Annotated in this window: 14 protein-coding genes; 5 read left to right on the top strand and 9 right to left on the bottom strand. The window is 72.4% G+C overall.

The features are described 5' to 3' along the window. Positions 1 to 21: 21 nt before the first annotated feature. From ACWFR4_RS05350 to ACWFR4_RS05365, 4 genes are all read left to right on the top strand, one after another. The gene (locus ACWFR4_RS05350) at positions 22 to 2,646 is read left to right on the top strand and encodes a TIM-barrel domain-containing protein (protein WP_453651407.1); all 2,625 of its coding nucleotides are present in this window, start codon (positions 22 to 24) and stop codon (positions 2,644 to 2,646) included. A gap of 276 nt (positions 2,647 to 2,922) precedes the next feature. Further along, on the top strand, positions 2,923 to 3,648 hold the full coding sequence (locus ACWFR4_RS05355; protein WP_453650939.1) for a pentapeptide repeat-containing protein: 726 nt from the start codon (positions 2,923 to 2,925) through the stop codon (positions 3,646 to 3,648). 13 nt (positions 3,649 to 3,661) lie between these two features. Beyond that, a complete protein-coding gene (locus ACWFR4_RS05360) occupies positions 3,662 to 5,002 on the top strand; it encodes an EsaB/YukD family protein (protein ID WP_453650941.1) in 1,341 nt (446 codons plus the stop codon). Positions 5,003 to 5,013: 11 nt separating this feature from the next. After that, entirely contained in the window at positions 5,014 to 6,945 is a 1,932-nt protein-coding gene (locus tag ACWFR4_RS05365) for a hypothetical protein (RefSeq protein ID WP_453650943.1), read from the top strand. 62 nt (positions 6,946 to 7,007) lie between these two features. Here the strand turns inward: ACWFR4_RS05365 and ACWFR4_RS05370 are convergent, their stop codons facing one another. The 7 genes from ACWFR4_RS05370 to ACWFR4_RS05400 all read right to left on the bottom strand — a co-directional run bounded on the left by ACWFR4_RS05370 (position 7,008) and on the right by ACWFR4_RS05400 (position 14,328). Then, positions 7,008 to 7,271, bottom strand: a complete 264-nt coding sequence (locus ACWFR4_RS05370; RefSeq protein WP_453650945.1) for a hypothetical protein — start codon at positions 7,269 to 7,271, stop codon at positions 7,008 to 7,010. Positions 7,272 to 7,336: 65 nt separating this feature from the next. Continuing rightward, positions 7,337 to 8,074 (bottom strand): 3-oxoacyl-ACP reductase FabG, encoded by a 738-nt coding sequence (gene fabG / locus ACWFR4_RS05375; RefSeq protein ID WP_453650947.1) that lies wholly within the window; start codon positions 8,072 to 8,074, stop codon positions 7,337 to 7,339. 25 nt (positions 8,075 to 8,099) lie between these two features. Then, complete coding sequence (locus tag ACWFR4_RS05380; RefSeq protein ID WP_453462546.1) at positions 8,100 to 9,257, bottom strand: thiolase; 1,158 nt, start codon at positions 9,255 to 9,257, stop codon at positions 8,100 to 8,102. After that, positions 9,254 to 9,655: a Zn-ribbon domain-containing OB-fold protein gene (locus ACWFR4_RS05385; RefSeq protein WP_453650949.1), complete on the bottom strand. Its 402-nt coding sequence runs from the start codon at positions 9,653 to 9,655 to the stop codon at positions 9,254 to 9,256. Before ACWFR4_RS05385 ends, ACWFR4_RS05380 begins: the two co-directional genes overlap by 4 nt. Continuing rightward, entirely contained in the window at positions 9,652 to 11,805 is a 2,154-nt protein-coding gene (locus ACWFR4_RS05390) for an acetate--CoA ligase family protein (RefSeq protein ID WP_453650951.1), read from the bottom strand. The genes ACWFR4_RS05385 and ACWFR4_RS05390 overlap by 4 nt, the downstream gene beginning before the upstream one ends. Further along, positions 11,802 to 12,950: an acyl-CoA dehydrogenase family protein gene (locus tag ACWFR4_RS05395; RefSeq protein WP_453650953.1), complete on the bottom strand. Its 1,149-nt coding sequence runs from the start codon at positions 12,948 to 12,950 to the stop codon at positions 11,802 to 11,804. The genes ACWFR4_RS05390 and ACWFR4_RS05395 overlap by 4 nt, the downstream gene beginning before the upstream one ends. Positions 12,951 to 12,996: 46 nt before the next feature. Next, positions 12,997 to 14,328: an MFS transporter gene (locus ACWFR4_RS05400; RefSeq protein WP_453462534.1), complete on the bottom strand. Its 1,332-nt coding sequence runs from the start codon at positions 14,326 to 14,328 to the stop codon at positions 12,997 to 12,999. A gap of 249 nt (positions 14,329 to 14,577) precedes the next feature. Between ACWFR4_RS05400 and ACWFR4_RS05405 the strand changes: the two genes are divergently transcribed. Continuing rightward, positions 14,578 to 15,483, top strand: coding sequence for a LysR substrate-binding domain-containing protein (locus ACWFR4_RS05405; protein WP_453462531.1), 906 nt, complete (start codon positions 14,578 to 14,580; stop codon positions 15,481 to 15,483). 29 nt (positions 15,484 to 15,512) lie between these two features. On the opposite strand, the gene ACWFR4_RS05410 is transcribed toward ACWFR4_RS05405, so the two are convergent. Further along, positions 15,513 to 16,412 carry an HpcH/HpaI aldolase/citrate lyase family protein gene (locus tag ACWFR4_RS05410; protein ID WP_453650955.1) on the bottom strand — a complete coding sequence of 300 codons (900 nt, stop codon included), beginning with the start codon at positions 16,410 to 16,412 and terminating at the stop codon, positions 15,513 to 15,515. After that, positions 16,409 to 17,302, bottom strand: coding sequence for an FAS1-like dehydratase domain-containing protein (locus ACWFR4_RS05415; RefSeq protein ID WP_453650957.1), 894 nt, complete (start codon positions 17,300 to 17,302; stop codon positions 16,409 to 16,411). The genes ACWFR4_RS05410 and ACWFR4_RS05415 overlap by 4 nt, the downstream gene beginning before the upstream one ends.

The raw sequence follows: 17,302 nt of genomic DNA on the forward strand, positions 1-17,302 counted from the left end.
TCTCGTGGGGGCACCTTGGCGGTGATCGGCACGGCCGCACTCCTCGGCGCGACCCTGCTCGGGGCCCCCGCCCAGCAGGCGAAGGCGGCGACCCCCGGCAGCGGCGTCCTGGACGACGGCCACAAGAGCGTGACGTGGCAGAGCCCGGTGTACGCCGCGGGGACCGTGGGCGATCCCGGCAAGTGCCCGGCCGCCGCGAACGACCCCGACAACAAGGTGTGCGACCGCTTCGACCTCAAGGTGTCGGTCCCTGACGGCTATTGGGACGACAACCCCGAGGGCGGCGTGCCCATCTCGATCGAGTGGGCGAAGCAGCCCACCGACGACTTCGACATGTACGTGTTCGACGACGCGGGCAAGCAGGTCGCCGCCAGCGCGGGCACGGCCGACCCCGAGGCCACGGTGATCCCGAAGGCCAACGGCACGTACCACGTCGTGGTCGTCCCCTACGACGTGCACGACAACTCCTTCGTCGGCAAGGCCTATCTGCCCGAGACGACCGACGCGGGCGACCTGACCTCCTTCACGGGCAAGGACGGCAGCTACACCATCGCGGCCGGCGACCTGACGGCGCGGGCCGACTTCCTGACGGGCGGTCGACTGCGACTCCAGGCCGACCCGTCCGGCACGTTCAGCGATCCGGCCGGCTCGCAGATCGTGCGCAAGCAGCCCGCCCTCGACAAGCACACGTCGTCCTTCGACGCGGGCGCGTACTACGGCATCCGCTCCGCCGGCGCCGTCCTGCGCGTCTACAAGAAGCCGCTGCGCTTCGGCCTCTACAAGGCCGACAACAGGACGCGGATCTGGCAGGAGGACAAGCCCCTGCGCTGGTCCACCGGCGGCATGCGGCAGAGCCTGGAGCGCGGCAAGGACGAGCAGTTCTTCGGCGGCGGCGAGCAGAACGGCTCGTTCTCGCACCGCGACAAGACGGTCTACGTCGCGAACAACACCAACTGGAACGAGGGCGGCTACAACAACTCGCAGCCGTTCTACCTCTCTTCGGCGGGGTACGGGGTCTACCGCAACACCTTCGCCCCGGGCGTCTACGACTTCGGCCCCTCCGTCCACACGGGCCAGCAGGAGCGCCGCCTCGACGCGTACTACTTCCTCGGTGACGCGAAGAAGGTGATCGGCGGCTACACGTCGCTGGTCGGCAAGCCGTTCATGCCGCCGGTGTACGGCCTCGAACCCGGTGACGCCGACTGCTATCTGCACAACGCCAATCAGGGCGAGCGCCACACCCTCGACTCGCTGAAGGTCGCCGACGGGTACGTCGAGAACCAGATGCCGCTCGGCTGGATGCTGGTCAACGACGGCTACGGCTGCGGCTACGAGAACCTCGCCGAGACCGCGAAGGGCCTCCAGGAGCGGGGCGCCGAGATGGGCCTGTGGACCCAGGACGGCATCGACAAGCTCGCCGACCAGGTGAAGGCCGGGCAGCGCGTCGCCAAGCTCGACGTCGCCTGGATCGGCAACGGCTACGGCATGTCCCTGGACGCCTGTGACAAGGCGAAGGCCGGCATCGAGGACAACAGCGACGCCCGCGGCTTCGTCTGGATGCCCGTCTCGTGGGCGGGCGCGCAGCGCTGCGGCGTGCTGTGGAGCGGCGACCAGAAGCTGTCGTGGGACTTCGTGCGCTGGCAGATCCCGACGTACGCGGGCGCCACGATGTCGGGCATCGCCTACAACTCCGGTGACGTGGGCAGCATTTACAGCCACGACGCCAAGATGTACGCGCGGGACCTCCAGGCGAAGACGTTCCTGCCGGCCATCATGACGATGGACGGCTGGGCCAGGGACATGACCACCGGCAAGAAGATCAACCAGCAGCCGTGGGTGGACGGCGAGCCTTATACGTCCATCAACCGCAAGTACCTCCAGCTGCGCGAGCGCCTGCTGCCGTACCTGTACACGCTGTCCGCCGAGGCGGCGAAGACCGGTGTCGGCGGGGTGCGCCCGCTCTACCTGGAGTACCCGGACGACCCCGCCACGCTGGGCGCGAACGCCAAGTACGAGTACCTGGCGGGCGACGACTTCCTCGTCGCCCCGGTCTACAAGGACTCGGACACCCGCGACGGCATCTACCTGCCCAAGGGCACGTGGACGGACTACTGGACGGGCAAGACCTACCACGGTCCGACCACGATCGACGGCTACCACGCGCCCATCGACACGCTCCCCCTCTTCGTCAAGTCCGGTGCGGTCGTGCCGATGTGGCCGAAGGGGACGACGTCGTACAAGTCCCGTGACGTCCACGAGCTGGACTGGGACGTGTACCCGCAGGGCCGCTCCTCCTACACGCTGTACGAGGACGACGGGGTGACCCGCGACTTCGCCCAGGGCAAGTCGGCGACGCAGCGCGTCACCGTCGACCAGGGCAAGCACGCGACCGAGATCAACGTCGGGGCGAGCAAGGGAAGTTACAAGAACAAGCCCGACGCCCGCGCCTACCGGTTCGCCGTCCACGGCGAGAGCGCGCCGCACCGGGTGTCGGCGGAGGGGCGCGCGCTGCCCCGCGTCGGCTCGGCGGACGCGCTCGCCGCGGCCGGGTCCGGCTGGTACTACGACGCGGACACGGGAGTGACGACGGTGAAGACCGCGCGCCAGTCCCTCGACCGCGACTTCACGGTGACGCTGCGGCGCTGATCCGCGGTACGGAGTGAGGCGAGGGCGGGTCCGCTGCTGCGGGCCCGCCCTCGGCCATTGCCTGCATGCGCGGGCCGGGACCGCCGACTCGACGACGACCCCAAGGTGAACACTCTCCCCACCGGAGCGCCTGCCCCCGCCGGCCAGGAGGACGCGCCGGCTTCCCGGCACCGACCCCACCCCCACACCGCACCAGGCGGTTTGCTTGTGCGACGCGGACTGCTCGTACGATGTCCGCAAGTGCGTCCGCGCGAGAGCACGGAGGGAGGGGTGAGGGTGTCCGCTACGGCCGATTCGCGGCGTCGTGTCCGCGTTGCGCCCGCCAACCCCGAGGCCGCCGCCGTTCTCACGTCATGGGCGGAGCAAGGGGATTCCCTGCTCGACGTGGCGGAACTCGACCTGTCCCACGCCGACCTCTCCGGCCTTGACCTGGCCGTGGGGCTGCTCACCGGGACCGTGCTGCGCGGCGCCCGGCTCGTCGGCACGGACCTGTATCGCGCGCACATGGAAGGGGCGGTCCTGGAAGGTGCCGATCTCTCCCACGCCTGCCTGACGAAGGCGATCCTCGACGAGGCCGACCTGCGGGGCACCGATCTCTCGGGGGCGAACCTCGGCAGCGCGGAGCTCTACGGCGTCGACGCGCGGGCGGCCTCGTTCCGCGGCGCGCGGCTCAACGGTGCCTCGTTCCTCGACGCGCGCCTGGAGGGCGCCGACCTCGCCGGCGCCTCGGTGCGCGAGACGTCCCTCAAGGCGGTTCTCGACGACCGCACCCGCGTCGAGGGCCTCACCGGCACCGTCTTCGGTCCCGCACGCCTCGAAGGAAACGGTCCGCCGCGCGCACTGTCCGGCCTCGCACTCGAAGAGTGGCTGAACAGCCGCGGCGCGACCGTCCAGGTCCTCAATTCCCGGACCAGCGGGACCGCGGGGAACGCACGCAACCGGCCATTTCCTCCCGCCGGGACCCCGTCCACCACGCCGACCAGCACGTCTTCGGCCCGATGATAGGTTCAAACGCGTGATATCGACGGGGCCACTGAGCCGTACGGCGCTGAGCCGAGTCACCTTGGTGGGTGCGCGCAGACGCGTCGAACTCGTCCTGCCGTCCCGCGAGCCGCTCGGCGTGCTCCTGCCGGAAGTCCTGCGACTCCTCGACGACGGCAGCGCCCCGCACGACCGCCTCATCGCCGCCGACGGGTCGGCTCTCGAACCCGACAGCACGCTGGAGTCCGCGGGTGTGTCCGACGGTGCGGTGCTGCGCCTCGCACGCAGCGAAGGATCGGCGTCCACGTCAGCGGACGGCATCTGTATCGACCTGCGCACCTGGCGCTGGCGGCCCGCCGCCCGCAGGGTGGTGGCCGGTGCGGCCACCGTCGTCTGGGCCGTTCTCGCCGGACTCCTAGCACGCCAGGACCAGGCGGACGGGCTGTCCGCCGTCGGCGGCACGCTCCTCGCCGCGGCGGCCCTCGCGGCGCTCGCCGGGGCGCTCCTCGGGCGGGCCGGGCGCAAGGGCCTCGCGGCGACGCTGATCACGACGGCCGGTGCGGTCGGTGTGCTCGGCGCCTGGACGCTCGCCGACGCACACGACTGGCCGGGTGCGGCACGCCTGGCGTGCGCCGGCGGGGTGTTGGCCGGGGCACTGCTGTTGCTCGGGCTGTTCTCGCCGGTGGGCCGGAGCGGTGTCGTGGGCGCGGCGGCCGTCGCCGGGTGCGGGATCTGCTGGGAGGCCGCTCTCGCACTCCAGTCGGGCGGCGGCACGGCACCGGAATCCGCACGCGCGGGTGCGCTCGTCGCGGTCCTCTCCGTGGTCGCCCTCGGACTGCTTCCGCGTCTCGCACTCAGGACCTCCGGCCTGTCGGGTCTCGACGACCGCCGCTCCGGCGGGGCGTCGGTCAGCCGCTACCAGGTGTCCACGGCGCTGGCCGCCACCCATCGCGAACTCGCGCTCGCCTCTGCCGTCCTGGCGGTCTCGGCCGCCGTCGCCGCGGTGTGCGCGCTGCGGGCGCCCACGGTGTGGACGGTGCTGCTCGCGGTGGTGGTCACGCTCGTACTGGCGTTGCGCGCGCGGGCCTTCCCCCTGACCGGGGAAGTGGTCGCGCTGTTCGCCGCCGGCGCGGTGGTGGCCGTACGGCTCGCGTGGGTGTGGCACGACGGCTCGGGCGCGGCGGGGCCGCCCGCCGCGCTGGTCGTACTCGCGCTGATGTCGCTCGGGGTGCTCGCCGTGCGGCCCGCGGAACCTGTGCGGGTCCGGCTGCGCCGCGTCGGCGACGTACTCGAATCGGTCGGTGTGATCGCGCTGCTCCCGTTGGTGATCGGCGTGTTCGGTGTGTACGGGCGTCTGCTCGGCACCTTCGCGTAAGGGCTCGGGGAATGACGCAGAGCGACTGGCAGAACAACGTACTGAGGGACCTGCTCAGGCAGACCCAGGCACAACTGGGCGGGGAGGGCGGCGAGATGGCGGCGCCTGACGTGTCCGGTTCCGGGGTGGCGGGGCAGGGCACGCTCCCGGACGGGGAAGCGGAGAGCTCCGTGGTGCCACCGCCCTCGCGCGGTCGTGCGCCGCTTCCGCGCCGGCGCCCCAACACGGCCCCGTCACCGGACGCGGGCCCCGGCCCTTCGCCCTCACCTCCGCTCGACCCGGACGAAGACGCTGCGGCTGTGCCGGAACCCCGTGCCGCTGCCCCGGCCGCGCGCCGGACGGCGTCACTGGCGGCGCGCCTGGCGGCGGGCCGAGCGGAACGGCCGACGCCGCCGACGGACGCGGACGCCACCTCTGATGTGCCCGCACCCTCGCATGCCCCGGCGCCGGGCGCGCCGACGTCTCTGCTCAAAGCCGACGTCACGGACGCGGCACCGGTCCCGGAGGCATCGACCGACGCCCCCGCCGACGCACCGGCGGCCGCAGAGCCCTCGGCGCCAGAGCCCCGACACATCAGCACGGGCTCCTCTCCGATACCGAACGTGTCCATCGAGATCCAGACGAAGGCCACACCAACACCCGTACCCCCGGCCGAGATCACGGACGCCCCGCCGCCCGACCCGGTGGCAGCCACCCACACCCCGGCCCCGGATGCGCCCACCCCCACACCCCGGGCCGACATCACGAACGCCCCGCCGCCCGTCCCGGTGGCAGCCACCCACACCCCGGCCCCATACGCACCCACCCCCACACCCCGAGCCGACATCGTGGACGCCCCGCCCACCTCCAACGCCGCCCACACCCCGGCGCCCACCCCGCCCCCGTACACCCCGGCCTCACCGCTCCCGCCCGCTCCGGCCCCCTCAGGACTCCCCGCCCCCTACACACCCGCGCCCGCGCCGACCCCCCAGCCGCACCCGCCCGCCGTCGCCCCCCACTCCCGCTCGCGGAACTCCCGTCTCCCCGGCATCACCCCCGAATCCGTCCCCACCGTCGACCCGCGGCTCGCGGGCTCGCTCGGGCGGCCTCAGCACGGGGACACCGTGGCCCGGCGTACCGGACGTTCACTGCGCAGGCTCGCCTCGTCCGCCGCGCAGGAGGTGTCCGAAGAGACGCGTCTCGCACGGGAGTTGCAGCAGCCGGTGTCCAACGGCCGGGTGGTCGCCGTGACGTCCATCCGCGGTGGGGTGGGCAAGACCACCGTGTCCGCCCTCCTCGCCCGCACCCTCAACCACTACCGCCACGACCCGGTGCTCGCGCTGGAGGCGGACGCCGCTCTCGGCACGCTGCCGGTGCGGCTCGGTGCCGAGTCGGTGCGCTGGTCGTGCCCGGACCTCGCGCAGATCCTCAAACCGTCGATGCAACTCACCGACGTCACCGGCTATCTCGTGCCGGTCACCGACGGCGGCTGGCTGCTGCCGGCGAGCCAGGGCCGCGTCGGCGCCCCGCTGGACGTGCGCACGTACCGGACCGTGTCGCTCGCGCTGCGGCGCTACTTCGCCATGACGGTCGTGGACTGCGAGACGCTGCCGGGCGAGGTGGCGCGTACGGCGATGGACACGGCGCACGCGCGGGTGGTCGTCGCCCCGATGACGGTGGAGGGTGTGGGCGGCACGCGCGTGGTGCTCGACTGGCTGGCGCAGCTGCCGAAGGCGGCTCTGGCCGGTACCGTCGTCGCGCTCACGTCGAGCGCGCCCGACATGACGCTGGACCTGAAGGCGGCGACCGCCCATCTGCGCGAGACGGGGGTCGCGGTGGTGCACCTGCCGTACGACCGTCATCTGGCGGCGGGAGGCCCCATCCGGACGGCACTCCTGTCGGAGGCGACGCGCCGCGCGGCCACGGGTCTGGCGGCCGAGGCGGTGCAGCGGGCGGCGAGGTAGCGGCGGCGCGGCAGTTGGGTGTGCCGGACCTCGCGAGCCCGGCACACCTCGAACGAGAGGCGCTAGGTGAGCAGGGCGATGAACAGGGCGACCGGAGGGACGACGAGGCCTGCGGCCATCAACCAGCCCGTCCTCTCCGACGTCTTTTCGCCGACCTTGACACACAGCGGCGTCACCAGGGCGAGATAGAGGAACAGCGGCACGACGATGATGCCGAGGCCCATGATGTGTCCCTTCGATCGGGCGTCCCGTACTGCCCGGCCGATGCCGCAGTCCATCACATCGCACTCGCCGCAGACGTCACCGCCCGCGCTTTCGGAAATCACCCGAACCCGTGGCGCGGTCCGTCTCGCCGGAGAGCGCCACGGACTGACCGCACGCCCGGCGGCCGTCAGATGAACCGGCCGCCCGCCACCTCCAGGACGCAGCCCGTCGTGTACGACGACAGGTCGGAGGCGAGGAACAGGACCGTGCGCGCGACCTCCTCGGGTTCGCCGGCGCGGCGCATCGGTACCTCGGCGAGCTTGGCGTTCCAGATGTCCTCGCGCAGCGACTCCGTCATCTCGGTGCGGATCAGGCCGGGCTGGACGGCGTTGACGCGTACGCCCCGGTGGGCGAGTTCCTTCGCGGCGGCCTTGGTGAGGCCGACGAGACCGGCCTTGGCCGCGCTGTAGTTGGTCTGGCCGACCATGCCGACCTTGCCGGAGATCGACGAGATGTTGACGATCGAGCCGCTCCCCTGCTCGCGCATGACCTCGGCGGCCGCTCGGGTGCCCAGCCAGGCCCCCTTGAGGTGGACGTCGACCACCGCGTCGAAGTCGGCCTCGGACATCTTGCGCAGGGTGGCATCCCGTGTGATGCCCGCGTTGTTGACCATCACATCGAGGGAACCGAACTGCTCGACACAGCCGCGTACGGCGGCCTTCACCGCGTCGGCGTCGGTGACGTCACAGGTGACGGCGGCCACCTGGGTGCCGGTGGAGTCGAGGGCGCGGGCGCTCGCCTCGGCCGCGGGCCCGTCGATGTCGGCGATGACGACGCGCGCGCCGTTCTTGTGGAAGGCCGTGGCGATGGCGAGGCCGATCCCCTTGGCCGCCCCGGTGACCAGGGCGCTCCTGCCGTGCAGCATGGGTCGAATCTCCTTGTCGGATACGTCAGTTGAGGGTTTCGGCGGTGCCGAGCAGCGCGGTGACCTGGCTGGAGAGCACGCCTCCATTGCCGTGGGCGAGGGCGACGCGGGCCCCGTCGACCTGGCGTTCGTCGCAGTCGCCGCGCAGTTGGCGTACAGCCTCGATGACGGTGAAGATGCCGTACATGCCGGGGTGGCCGTACGAGAGGCCGCCGCCGTTGGTGTTGACGGGGAGCCTGCCGCCGGGCGCGATGCCGCCGTCGGCGACGAAGGGACCGCCCTCTCCCTTGGCGCAGAACCCGAGGTCCTCCAGGAACAGGACGGGGTTGATGGTGAACGCGTCGTACAGCTCGACGACGTCCACGTCGCCCGGGGTGAGCCCCGCCATGTCGAAGGCGCGGCGTCCGGACTCGGTCGCCGCCGTCACGGTGAGGTCGGGCATCCGCGAGATGTTGCGGTGCCAGGTGGCCTCGCCCCCGCCGAGCAGATAGGCGGGCGCGGCGGCCAGGTCGCGGGCCCGCTCGGCCGAGGTGACGACGAGGGCGCCGCCGCCGTCGGTGACGAGGCAGCAGTCCCGCACGGTCAGCGGGTCGCTGATCATGCGGGAGCCGAGGACGTCCTCGCGGGTGAGCGGCTTGCGTTCGAATGCGGCCGGGTTGAGCTGCGCCCACGCCCGCGCCGCGACCGCCACATCGGCCAGCTGTTCCCGCGTGGTCCCGTACTCGTACATGTGCCGCGAGGTCGCGAGCGCGTACATGCTCAGCGGGTAGCGGGGGCCGTACGGCTCCTCGTACGGGTCCGGCCTGGTCGGGGAGACGAGGCGGCCGCCGTCGGAGCGCTGCGTGCTGCCGTACACGATCAGCGCGGTGGTGCACAGGCCCTGCTCGATCGCGGCGGCCGCGTGCAGGAGGTGGGAGACGAAGGAGCTGCCGCCGATGTTGGTGCCGTCGAGGTGGCGGGGGCGGATGCCGAGGTACTCGGCGGTGTCCATGGCGGCCATCGGCAGGTACGACGAGGCGGTGAACAGGCCGTCGACCTCCGACTTGGCGATGCCGGCGTCCTCGAGGGCGCGGGCGGTGGCCTGGCCGACGAGGTCGAGGTGGGTGAGGCCGGGAGCGACCTCGCCGAGGTCGGACTCGGCCACGCCGACGACGGCGGCCCTGCCGCGCAGCGACGGTGTCATCGGGCGTCCTCCTTCGGCTCGAAGACGGCGGTGTCGCCGTCCGCTGTCGTACGGAACCGGACGCGGTCGCCGATCCCGACGTCCTCCGGAGCGGGCCCCTCGACCCGCGACATCATGCGGAAGCCGTCGTCCAGGTCGACGAGCACGACGTTGTGCGCACCGTCGCGGCCGCGCACGACGGTGGTCGCGTAGACGGTGCCGTGACCGGTGCTGCGTTCCCAGCTCAGCTTCTGCGCACCGCAGTCGGGGCAGAGGGTGCGGGGCGGGAAGACGGCGGACGCGCAGTGCGCGCAGCGCTGGTAGCGCAGTTCGCCGCGGCTGAGGCCGGCGCGGTGGGCGAGGGCCGGCGACCGGGGTTCCGGTGTCACGGCGTCTTCACGGGGGTCGGGTGGGTTCATCGTGCGTCCTGTTCCGAAGGGGCGCTCAGCAGCGCGAGACAGTCCACGGCGACGGCGCCGTCGCCGGCCGCGCCGCACAGCAGCGGGTTCACGTCGAGTTCGAGGAGGTCGTCGGCGAGGTCGGTGGCGAGCCAGGACAGGCGGACGAGCGCGTCCGCCACGGCGTCGACGTCGCGCGCGGGCGCGCCGCGCACCCCGTCGAGGACCCGCGCCGCGCGCAGCGAGCGCAGCATGCGTACCGCCCCCGCGTGGTCGACGGGGGCCACGGCCACCTGGCTGTCGTCGAGTACGTCGACGAGGACACCGCCGAACCCGGCGACCACGACAGGCCCGAACGCGGCGTCGCGCTGGATGCCGAGGATCAGCTCGGTACGGTCGCCGCCCGCCATGCGCTGCACGAGGAGCCGCGCGTCGCCGACGCCCGCGCGGGCCGCGGCGGCGAGGATGTCCCGCGCGGCGTCACGCACGCCGTCCGGCGTGGTCAGGCCGAGCCGCACGCCCCCCATGTCGCTCTTGTGGGCGATGTCTGCCGACAGCAGCTTGACGGCCAGGGGCCCTTCGAGGTCCGCCGCCGCCCGTACGGCTTCCTCGGGGTCGCGCGCGGTGCGGGCGTGCGCGCAGTGGAGTCCGTAGGCGGCGATGAGCCGGGTGGACTCGTACTCGTCGAGCCTGGTACGGCCCTGGGCGCGGGCCTCCTCGATGATCGCGCGGGCGGCCTGCGGGTCGGTGCCCGTGGGGCGTGCGCCCGTCGGAAGGGGCGGGCGGAGGCTGAAGTCGGCGAGGTGCCCGAGGGCCGCGGCGGCCCGGCCCGGGTCGCTGTAGCAGGGCACGCCCAGCTCGCGGAGCCGCTGCCGCGCCCTGCCGTTGCCGCCGGTCCAGACGACGACGAGCGGCTGGTCGGTGGAGCCGTACGCCTTCGCGATGGCGTCGGTCAGCTCGTCGATGTCGCCGTCGGCGTTGCCGAGCAGCACGCCGATCATGTCGGTTCCGGGGTGTTCGAGGGCGACGTCGAGGGCGCGGCGCAGCATGTCGGGTTCGCTGACGAGCGCGGCGGTCAGGTCGACGGGGTTGCGGGGCGAGCCGAACGGGGGGATGACGCCGGCCATGCGCCGCTGCCACTCCTCGTCCCAGGTGTCGACGGCGATGCCGTGGGTGGCGGCCTCGTCGGCCATCAGGACTCCGGCGCCGCCCGACAGGGAGAGGGTGGTGAGGCGACGGCCCCTGGTGCGGCGGCCGGTGGCGAAGATCTGGGCGGCGTCCAGCATGGGTTCGACGCCGCTCACGCGGGTGAGGCCGAACTGGCGTGCCGCGCCGTCGAAGACGCGGTCCTCGCCGGCCAGTGACGCGGTGTGCGACTGGGCGGCGCGGGCACCGGCGGCGGAGCGGCCCACCTTCACGGCGATGACGGGCTTGTCGGCCGCGTGCGCGGCGCGGGCCGCGTCGAGGAGTCCGGGGCCGTCGCTGACGCCTTCGAGGTAGGCGAGGAGGACCTTCGACTCGTCGGTTGCGGCGAACGCGCCGAGGAGTTCGGACACCGAGATGTCGACCTCGTTGCCGGTGTTGACGTAGTGGGCGAGGCCGATGCCGTACTGGCGGGCCTCGCTGAAGATGAACGAGCCGAAGGCGCCGCTCTGGCTGACGAACGCGACGGGGCCCGGGCGCAGTTCGATGTTCTCGTCGAGCGCCGACGTGAAGGTGGGCACCGCCCGGTCGTGGACGCTGATGAGGCCGAGGCAGTTGGGCCCGAGGACGCGGACGCCGCTCTCTTCCGCGGCGGCCTTCAACTCCCTTTGAAGCAAGGCACCTTGTTCGCCGGTCTCGGCGTAGCCGGCGGCCGCGACGATCGCCGTCCTGATGCCGCGCCGGCCGCAGGCCCGGATGCCGTCGGCCGCGTGGGCGGCGTCGCGCATGACCATCGCGAGGTCGATGTCGCCGTCGATCGCGTCGAGGGTCGGGTGGGCGGGCAGGCCCTGGACGGTGGCGCGGCGGGAGTTCACGGGCAGGATGCGCCCCGCGTATCCGAAGCGCTTGAGGTAGTCGATGGGGCGCCCCGACAGTTTTCGGGGGTTGTCGGAGGCGCCGAGTACGGCGATGGAGCGGGGGTGGAGCAGGGTGTCGACGAGGTCCGTGCGGGACGGTCGCGCGCTCATGCCCCGGCCTCCCGCAGCAGCCCCTTGCCGATGATGAGTTTCTGGATCTCGCTGGTGCCCTCGTAGATGCGGAAGAGTCGCGCGTCCCGGTAGAGGCGCTCGACGGTCGAGTCGCTCATGTAGCCGCTGCCACCGTGCACTTGGACGGCGCGGTCGACGACCCGGCACACCATCTCGCTGCAGAACAGCTTGGCGCTGGAGGGCCCCATGCGGGTGTCGGTGCCCGCGTCGAACGCCTCGGCGGCGGCAAGCACCAGGGAGCGGCCCGCGAGGAGTTCGGCGTGCGACTCGGCGAGGAGTTCCTGGACGAGCTGGAAGCGGCCGATGGACTCGCCGCCCTGCTCGGCGGTGGCGGCGTAGCGCACGGCCTCGTCGAGTGCGCGGGCCGCGAGGCCGACGCACAGGGCCGCGACGTGCAGGCGGCCGCGCGTGAGGGAGGCCATCGCGGCGCGGAATCCGGTGCCGGGCTCACCGCCGAGTACGGCGTCGGCGGGGACCCGCGCGTCGTCGAAGTAGACCGGTGCGGTGTGGGCGCCGCGCTGGCCCATCTTGCGGTCAGGCGGCCCGATCCGTACGCCCGGCGCCGTGCTCTCCACGAGGAAGGCGGAGATTCCGCGGTGGGCCTCGGCGTCGGGGTCGGTCCGCGCGAAGACGACGAACAGGTCGGCGTGGTCGGCGTTGGTGATGAACCGCTTGGCGCCGGACAGGACCCAGCCGTCGCCCTCGCGGACGGCGCGGGTGCGTACGCCGCTGGGGTCCGAGCCCGCGCCGTCCTCGGTGAGGGCGAACGAGGCGACGGCGGAACCGGCGGCGAGCGCGGGCAGCCAGCGCTTCTGCTGCTCGGGCGTGCCGAAGTTCACCAGGGCCTTGCCCGCGATGCCGTTGTTGGTGCCGAGCATGGAGCGGAACGCCGGTGTGGTCCAGCCGAGTTCGATGGCCAGGCGCACGTCCTGGCGCATGTCGAGGCCGAGTCCGCCGTACTCCTCGGGCAGCGCCCAGCCGAACAGGCCCATGTCGGCGGCGCCGCGCCGCAGCCGCTCGGGTATGGCGTCGCTCTGCTCGATCTCCTCCTCCAGCGGCACGACTTCGCCGCGGACGAAGTCCTTCACGGTGCGCAGGATGTCCTCGAAGACATCGGAGTCCATGGCTGTCTCCCTTGTGTCGGGGCGGGGCTCAATACTTGACTGATCGTCAGAGTGCGGCGGGCTGTTGCGTGGCGCCTGCCGCCGTGGCGTCCCGCTCCTCGGCCGCCGCGGTGCGCGCGAGCAGGGCGCGGGCACCGAAGAGCGAGAGCAGCACCATCAGGACGGCGAAGGCCACGACGGGCACGATCGATCCGGTGGCGGTGAGCAGCGCCTGCCCGATGAGGGGCGTGCCGCCGCCGAAGAGCATCCCGGCCGCGGAGTACGACACCGAGATACCGGTGTAGCGGACGCGGGCGGGGAACGCCTGGGCGAGCATGCCGGCGAGGAGCGCGTAGAACATGACGTGCGGCAGCGTCGCGATGACCATGCCGAGCAGGGTGAGGCCGAAGCTGCGGGTCGAGATCAGCCAGAACAGCACGGGCATGGCCGGGATCTCGAGGATCAGCAGGACGGTGACGACCTTGCGGGTGTTCCAGCGGCTGCCGAGGACGGCGCCGAAGGGCTGGGCGACGAACTGCGCGACCGTGGCGAGCAGGATGATCGTGAGCATGCTGTCGCGGGACATGCCGAGGTCGTTGGTGGCCCAGGACAGGGCGAAGGTGTTCTTCAGGTACGAGGCGACGTACGCGATGACGGAGGCGGCGAGCCCGAGGGCGACCGTCGTCTTGTGGGTGCGCAGCAGCTCGACGAGGGGCAGCCGTGCGACCTGTTCCGTCTGCTTGAGCCGCAGCAGTTCGGGGGATTCCTGGATGCGCATCCGCACGATCAGACCGACGATCACGAGCAGCGCGGAGGCGAGGAAGGGCAGGCGCCAGCCCCACGCCACGAAGGCGGCGTCGGGGAGCTGCGAGACGGCGGTGAAGGCGAGGACGGCGAGGATCTGGCCGGTGGGTGAGCCCTGCTGGGCGAAGGCGCCGAAGAGGAACCCGCGGCGCCGCTCGGTGTGTTCGGTCGCGATGAGTACGGCTCCGCCCCATTCGCCGCCCACGGCGACGCCCTGCACGACGCGCAGCAGGACGAGCAGGACCGGGGCCAGGACGCCGACCGTGTCGTACGTGGGCAGCAGGCCCATGCCCGCGGTGGCGACGCCCATGAGGAGAAGCGTCGCGATGAGCGTGTTCTTACGGCCGATGCGGTCGCCCAGGTGCCCGAAGACGATGCTGCCGAGGGGGCGGGCGACGAAGCCGATCCAGAACGTCGCGAAGGACGCGAGGACACCGACGGCGGGTGACGCCTCGGGGAAGAAGAGTTTCCCGAGAACAATCGCCGACGCGGTCCCGAATATATAGAAGTCGTACCACTCGATGGTGGTTCCGATGAATGCGGCAATTCCCGCCCGCCGCCCCATCTTCTCGTCTGCGACGAGTCTGCGTCTCACCCTTGCCACACTCCTTCGGGAGGCAATTCGGATTCACCGAAAGCCCGTCTCACGTGCGTTGTTGGGCTAGTGGCGCGCTTATTTAATTCTGGCCCTGTGCGGCCGTTTTCGCGTCTGATGACATTTACCGTATCACTGGGTGTGTGATGCAACTAACACATTGTTGGCCATCGATTTATTCGCCGGGGCGACATAATCTCGACGCGCCGGAACGAAACGACTTCCGGCGGAGGTGGAGGGTGGAAGGGCATGGAACTGCGCCGTCTGCAGGCTTTCGTCGCGGTCGCCGAGGAGCTCAGCTTCAGCCGGGCCGCGGCCCGGCTGCACATGTCGCAGCCCCCGCTCTCGCAGCAGATCAAGCGGCTTGAGCAGGACGTCGGCGTCGAGCTGCTGCACCGCACCACCCGCAGCGTCGAACTCACCGCCGCCGGGGCGGCGTTCCTCACCGAGGTACGGTCCGCGCTCGACTCCCTGGAAGCCGCGAAGCTCGCGGCGCACCGCGCGGCGGAGGGGGTCACCGGGGTGGTGCGGCTGGCGTTCAGCGGCCCCACGTCGTACCGCGAACTCCTCGCCATTGCCCGTGAGTTCAGGCTGCGGCACCCCACCGTCAGGCTCGACATCGTCGGCCCCTACTACGGTGGCGAGCTGGCCGAGCGCCTGCACCTGCGGGAGGCGGACGCGGGTCTGGTGCGGCTCCCGCTGCCGGACACCGGGCTGCGGGTGCGGGAGCTGCTGCGGCACCCGCTGGTCGCGGCCGTACCCTCCGAACACCCGCTCGCCGCACGGGAGTCGCTGACCCTCGCCGATCTGCGGAGCGTGCCCTTCGTCAGCTATCCGGCCGGCCGGGGCTCGATCGTGCGGGACCTGGTGCTGTCGGCGTTCCTGGCGCAGGGCACGACCCCGCGCATCGTCCAGGACGCGCCCGACACGCACACCCTTCTCTCCCTGGTGGGGGCGAGCGTCGGCATCGGGCTCACTCCGGACTCCGCCGGGCATCTGGCGGTGCCGGGGGTGACGCTGGTCCCGGTCCTTGACGCCCCGGCTCTCCCGCTCGGTCTCGCCTGGCGGGCGGACGACACCGATCCGGCGGTGGCGGCGCTCGTCGACCTGGTCGACGGGTTCGCCGACGGCCTCCGGGAACTGCCGACGACGTGACATCGCCGGGCGTCCCCCGATCCTCCGCCTTACGCCATCTCGCCCGCAGGGCCGGTGGTGAGCTCCGCCCCGAGCAGCCGTCGCGCCCGCTCCTGCACCGGTCTGTCGACCATGACGCCGTCCACGGCCGACACCGCGTCGCCCGCGGCGAGCACCTTCCTGGCCCAGGCGAACTCCTCGTCCGTCGGCGCGAAACCCTGGGTCACCGCGGTGAGTTGCTTCGGGTGGATGCACAGTTTGCCTCCGAAGCCGAGCCGTCGGGCGTGGTGGATGTCCTGCGCGAGGGCGTCGGCGTCGTCGAGCGCGGTGGTGACGCCGTCCAGCGGGGGCGCGACACCGGCGGCGGCGCACGCCATGACCAGCCGGGACCGCGCATACGCCAGCGCCAGGGTGTCGTCGTGGCGCACGCCCAGCTCGGTGGCGAGGTCGACGCTGCCGAAGGCCGCGCGGACGACGCCGGGCGCGCAGCACACCTCGAGGGCGCGCTCGATCCCGGCCGCCGTCTCGACGAGCGGGATCACGGCGCAGGCCTCCGCGATCCGTGCGATCACGTCGGGGTCCTCGGCCTTGGGCAGCATCACCGGACAGCCGAACGCGGTGACGAGGTCCAGGTCGGCGTCCCACCAGGGCGTGCCGGGCGCGTTGATCCGCACCACCGCGTCCCTGCCCCGCGCGAGCCGGTCGGCGGCGTGCCGGCGGGCCGCGTCCTTGGCGTCGGGCGCGACCGCGTCCTCCAGGTCGATGACCACGGCGTCGGCCCCGGCCGCGGCCGCCTTCTCGAACCGGTCCGGGCGGTGCCCCGGGACGAAGAGCAGGGTGCGGGCGGCGGCGAGGCGGGCGCGGTCGCGGCTCAGGCGCTCGGGATCGGCGGGTTCGGGACGCGCGGGGACAGCACGCGCCGGTCCGACTCCGATGCGTTCAGCGCTCACTTGAACGTCACCTCCGCCGTCGCATGCCGCTCGTCCCGACGCGTGGCGATCCGCAGCCCGGCCGAGCCTCCGTCGTCCGCCACGTCACCGAGGGCGCACACCTGCTCGCCCGCGAACACCGGCTTGCGGAGCCGGTAGGAGAGCGTGTGGATCTCCCGCTCCGGGGCCTCGCGGCGGGCGAGTTCCAGCATCAGCTGGACGAGGAGCGGCCCGTGGACGACGAGGCCCGGGTAGCCCTCGACGTCGCGCACGTACGGCTCGTCGTAGTGAATGCGGTGGGCGTTCGCGGTCAGCGCGCTGTAGCGGAACAGCAGGGTCGGCGAGGGACGCAGGGTCAACTGCCAGTCGGCGTCGGACGGCCCGGCCTCACCGAGGTCCAGGCCGAAGCCCCCGATCCGCCGCTCGTCCTCGCCCACGCGGTAGACGAGGTCCTGCTCCTCGGTGACCCGCGTCTCCCCTTCCTGCGCGATCTCATGACGGACTGTCACGAACGCCATCTCGCCCGTGCGGCCGTGCTTGATCTCGACCTTGGCGAGGGAACTCGTACGCCGGGCGGGCACGCCCACCCGCAGCGGCGCGGTGAACTCCGCGCGGCCGCCGGCGAACATGCGCCTGCGGTTCTGGAGGGGCGGCAGGAAGTGGCCGTGCGCGGGGTGCCCGTCGGCCCCCAGCTCCCGTTGTGCGGGCCATTCGAGGAAGTGCAGCCAGTGCCACAGCGGCGGCAACGGCTCCCCCTCACCGGCCACGGCCGCCTCCTGGTCGAGCACCTGGCTCAGCGCGGCGACGGGCGCGGCCGCGACGGGATCGTCCAGGGTCACGGGCGCCGGGGCCCAGGCGTCCAGATATCGCGCGAGTGCGAACTCGCCCTGGGATGCGTCCGGTTGGGGCAT

It is taken from the genome of Streptomyces sp. NPDC055140 (assembly GCF_053607285.1).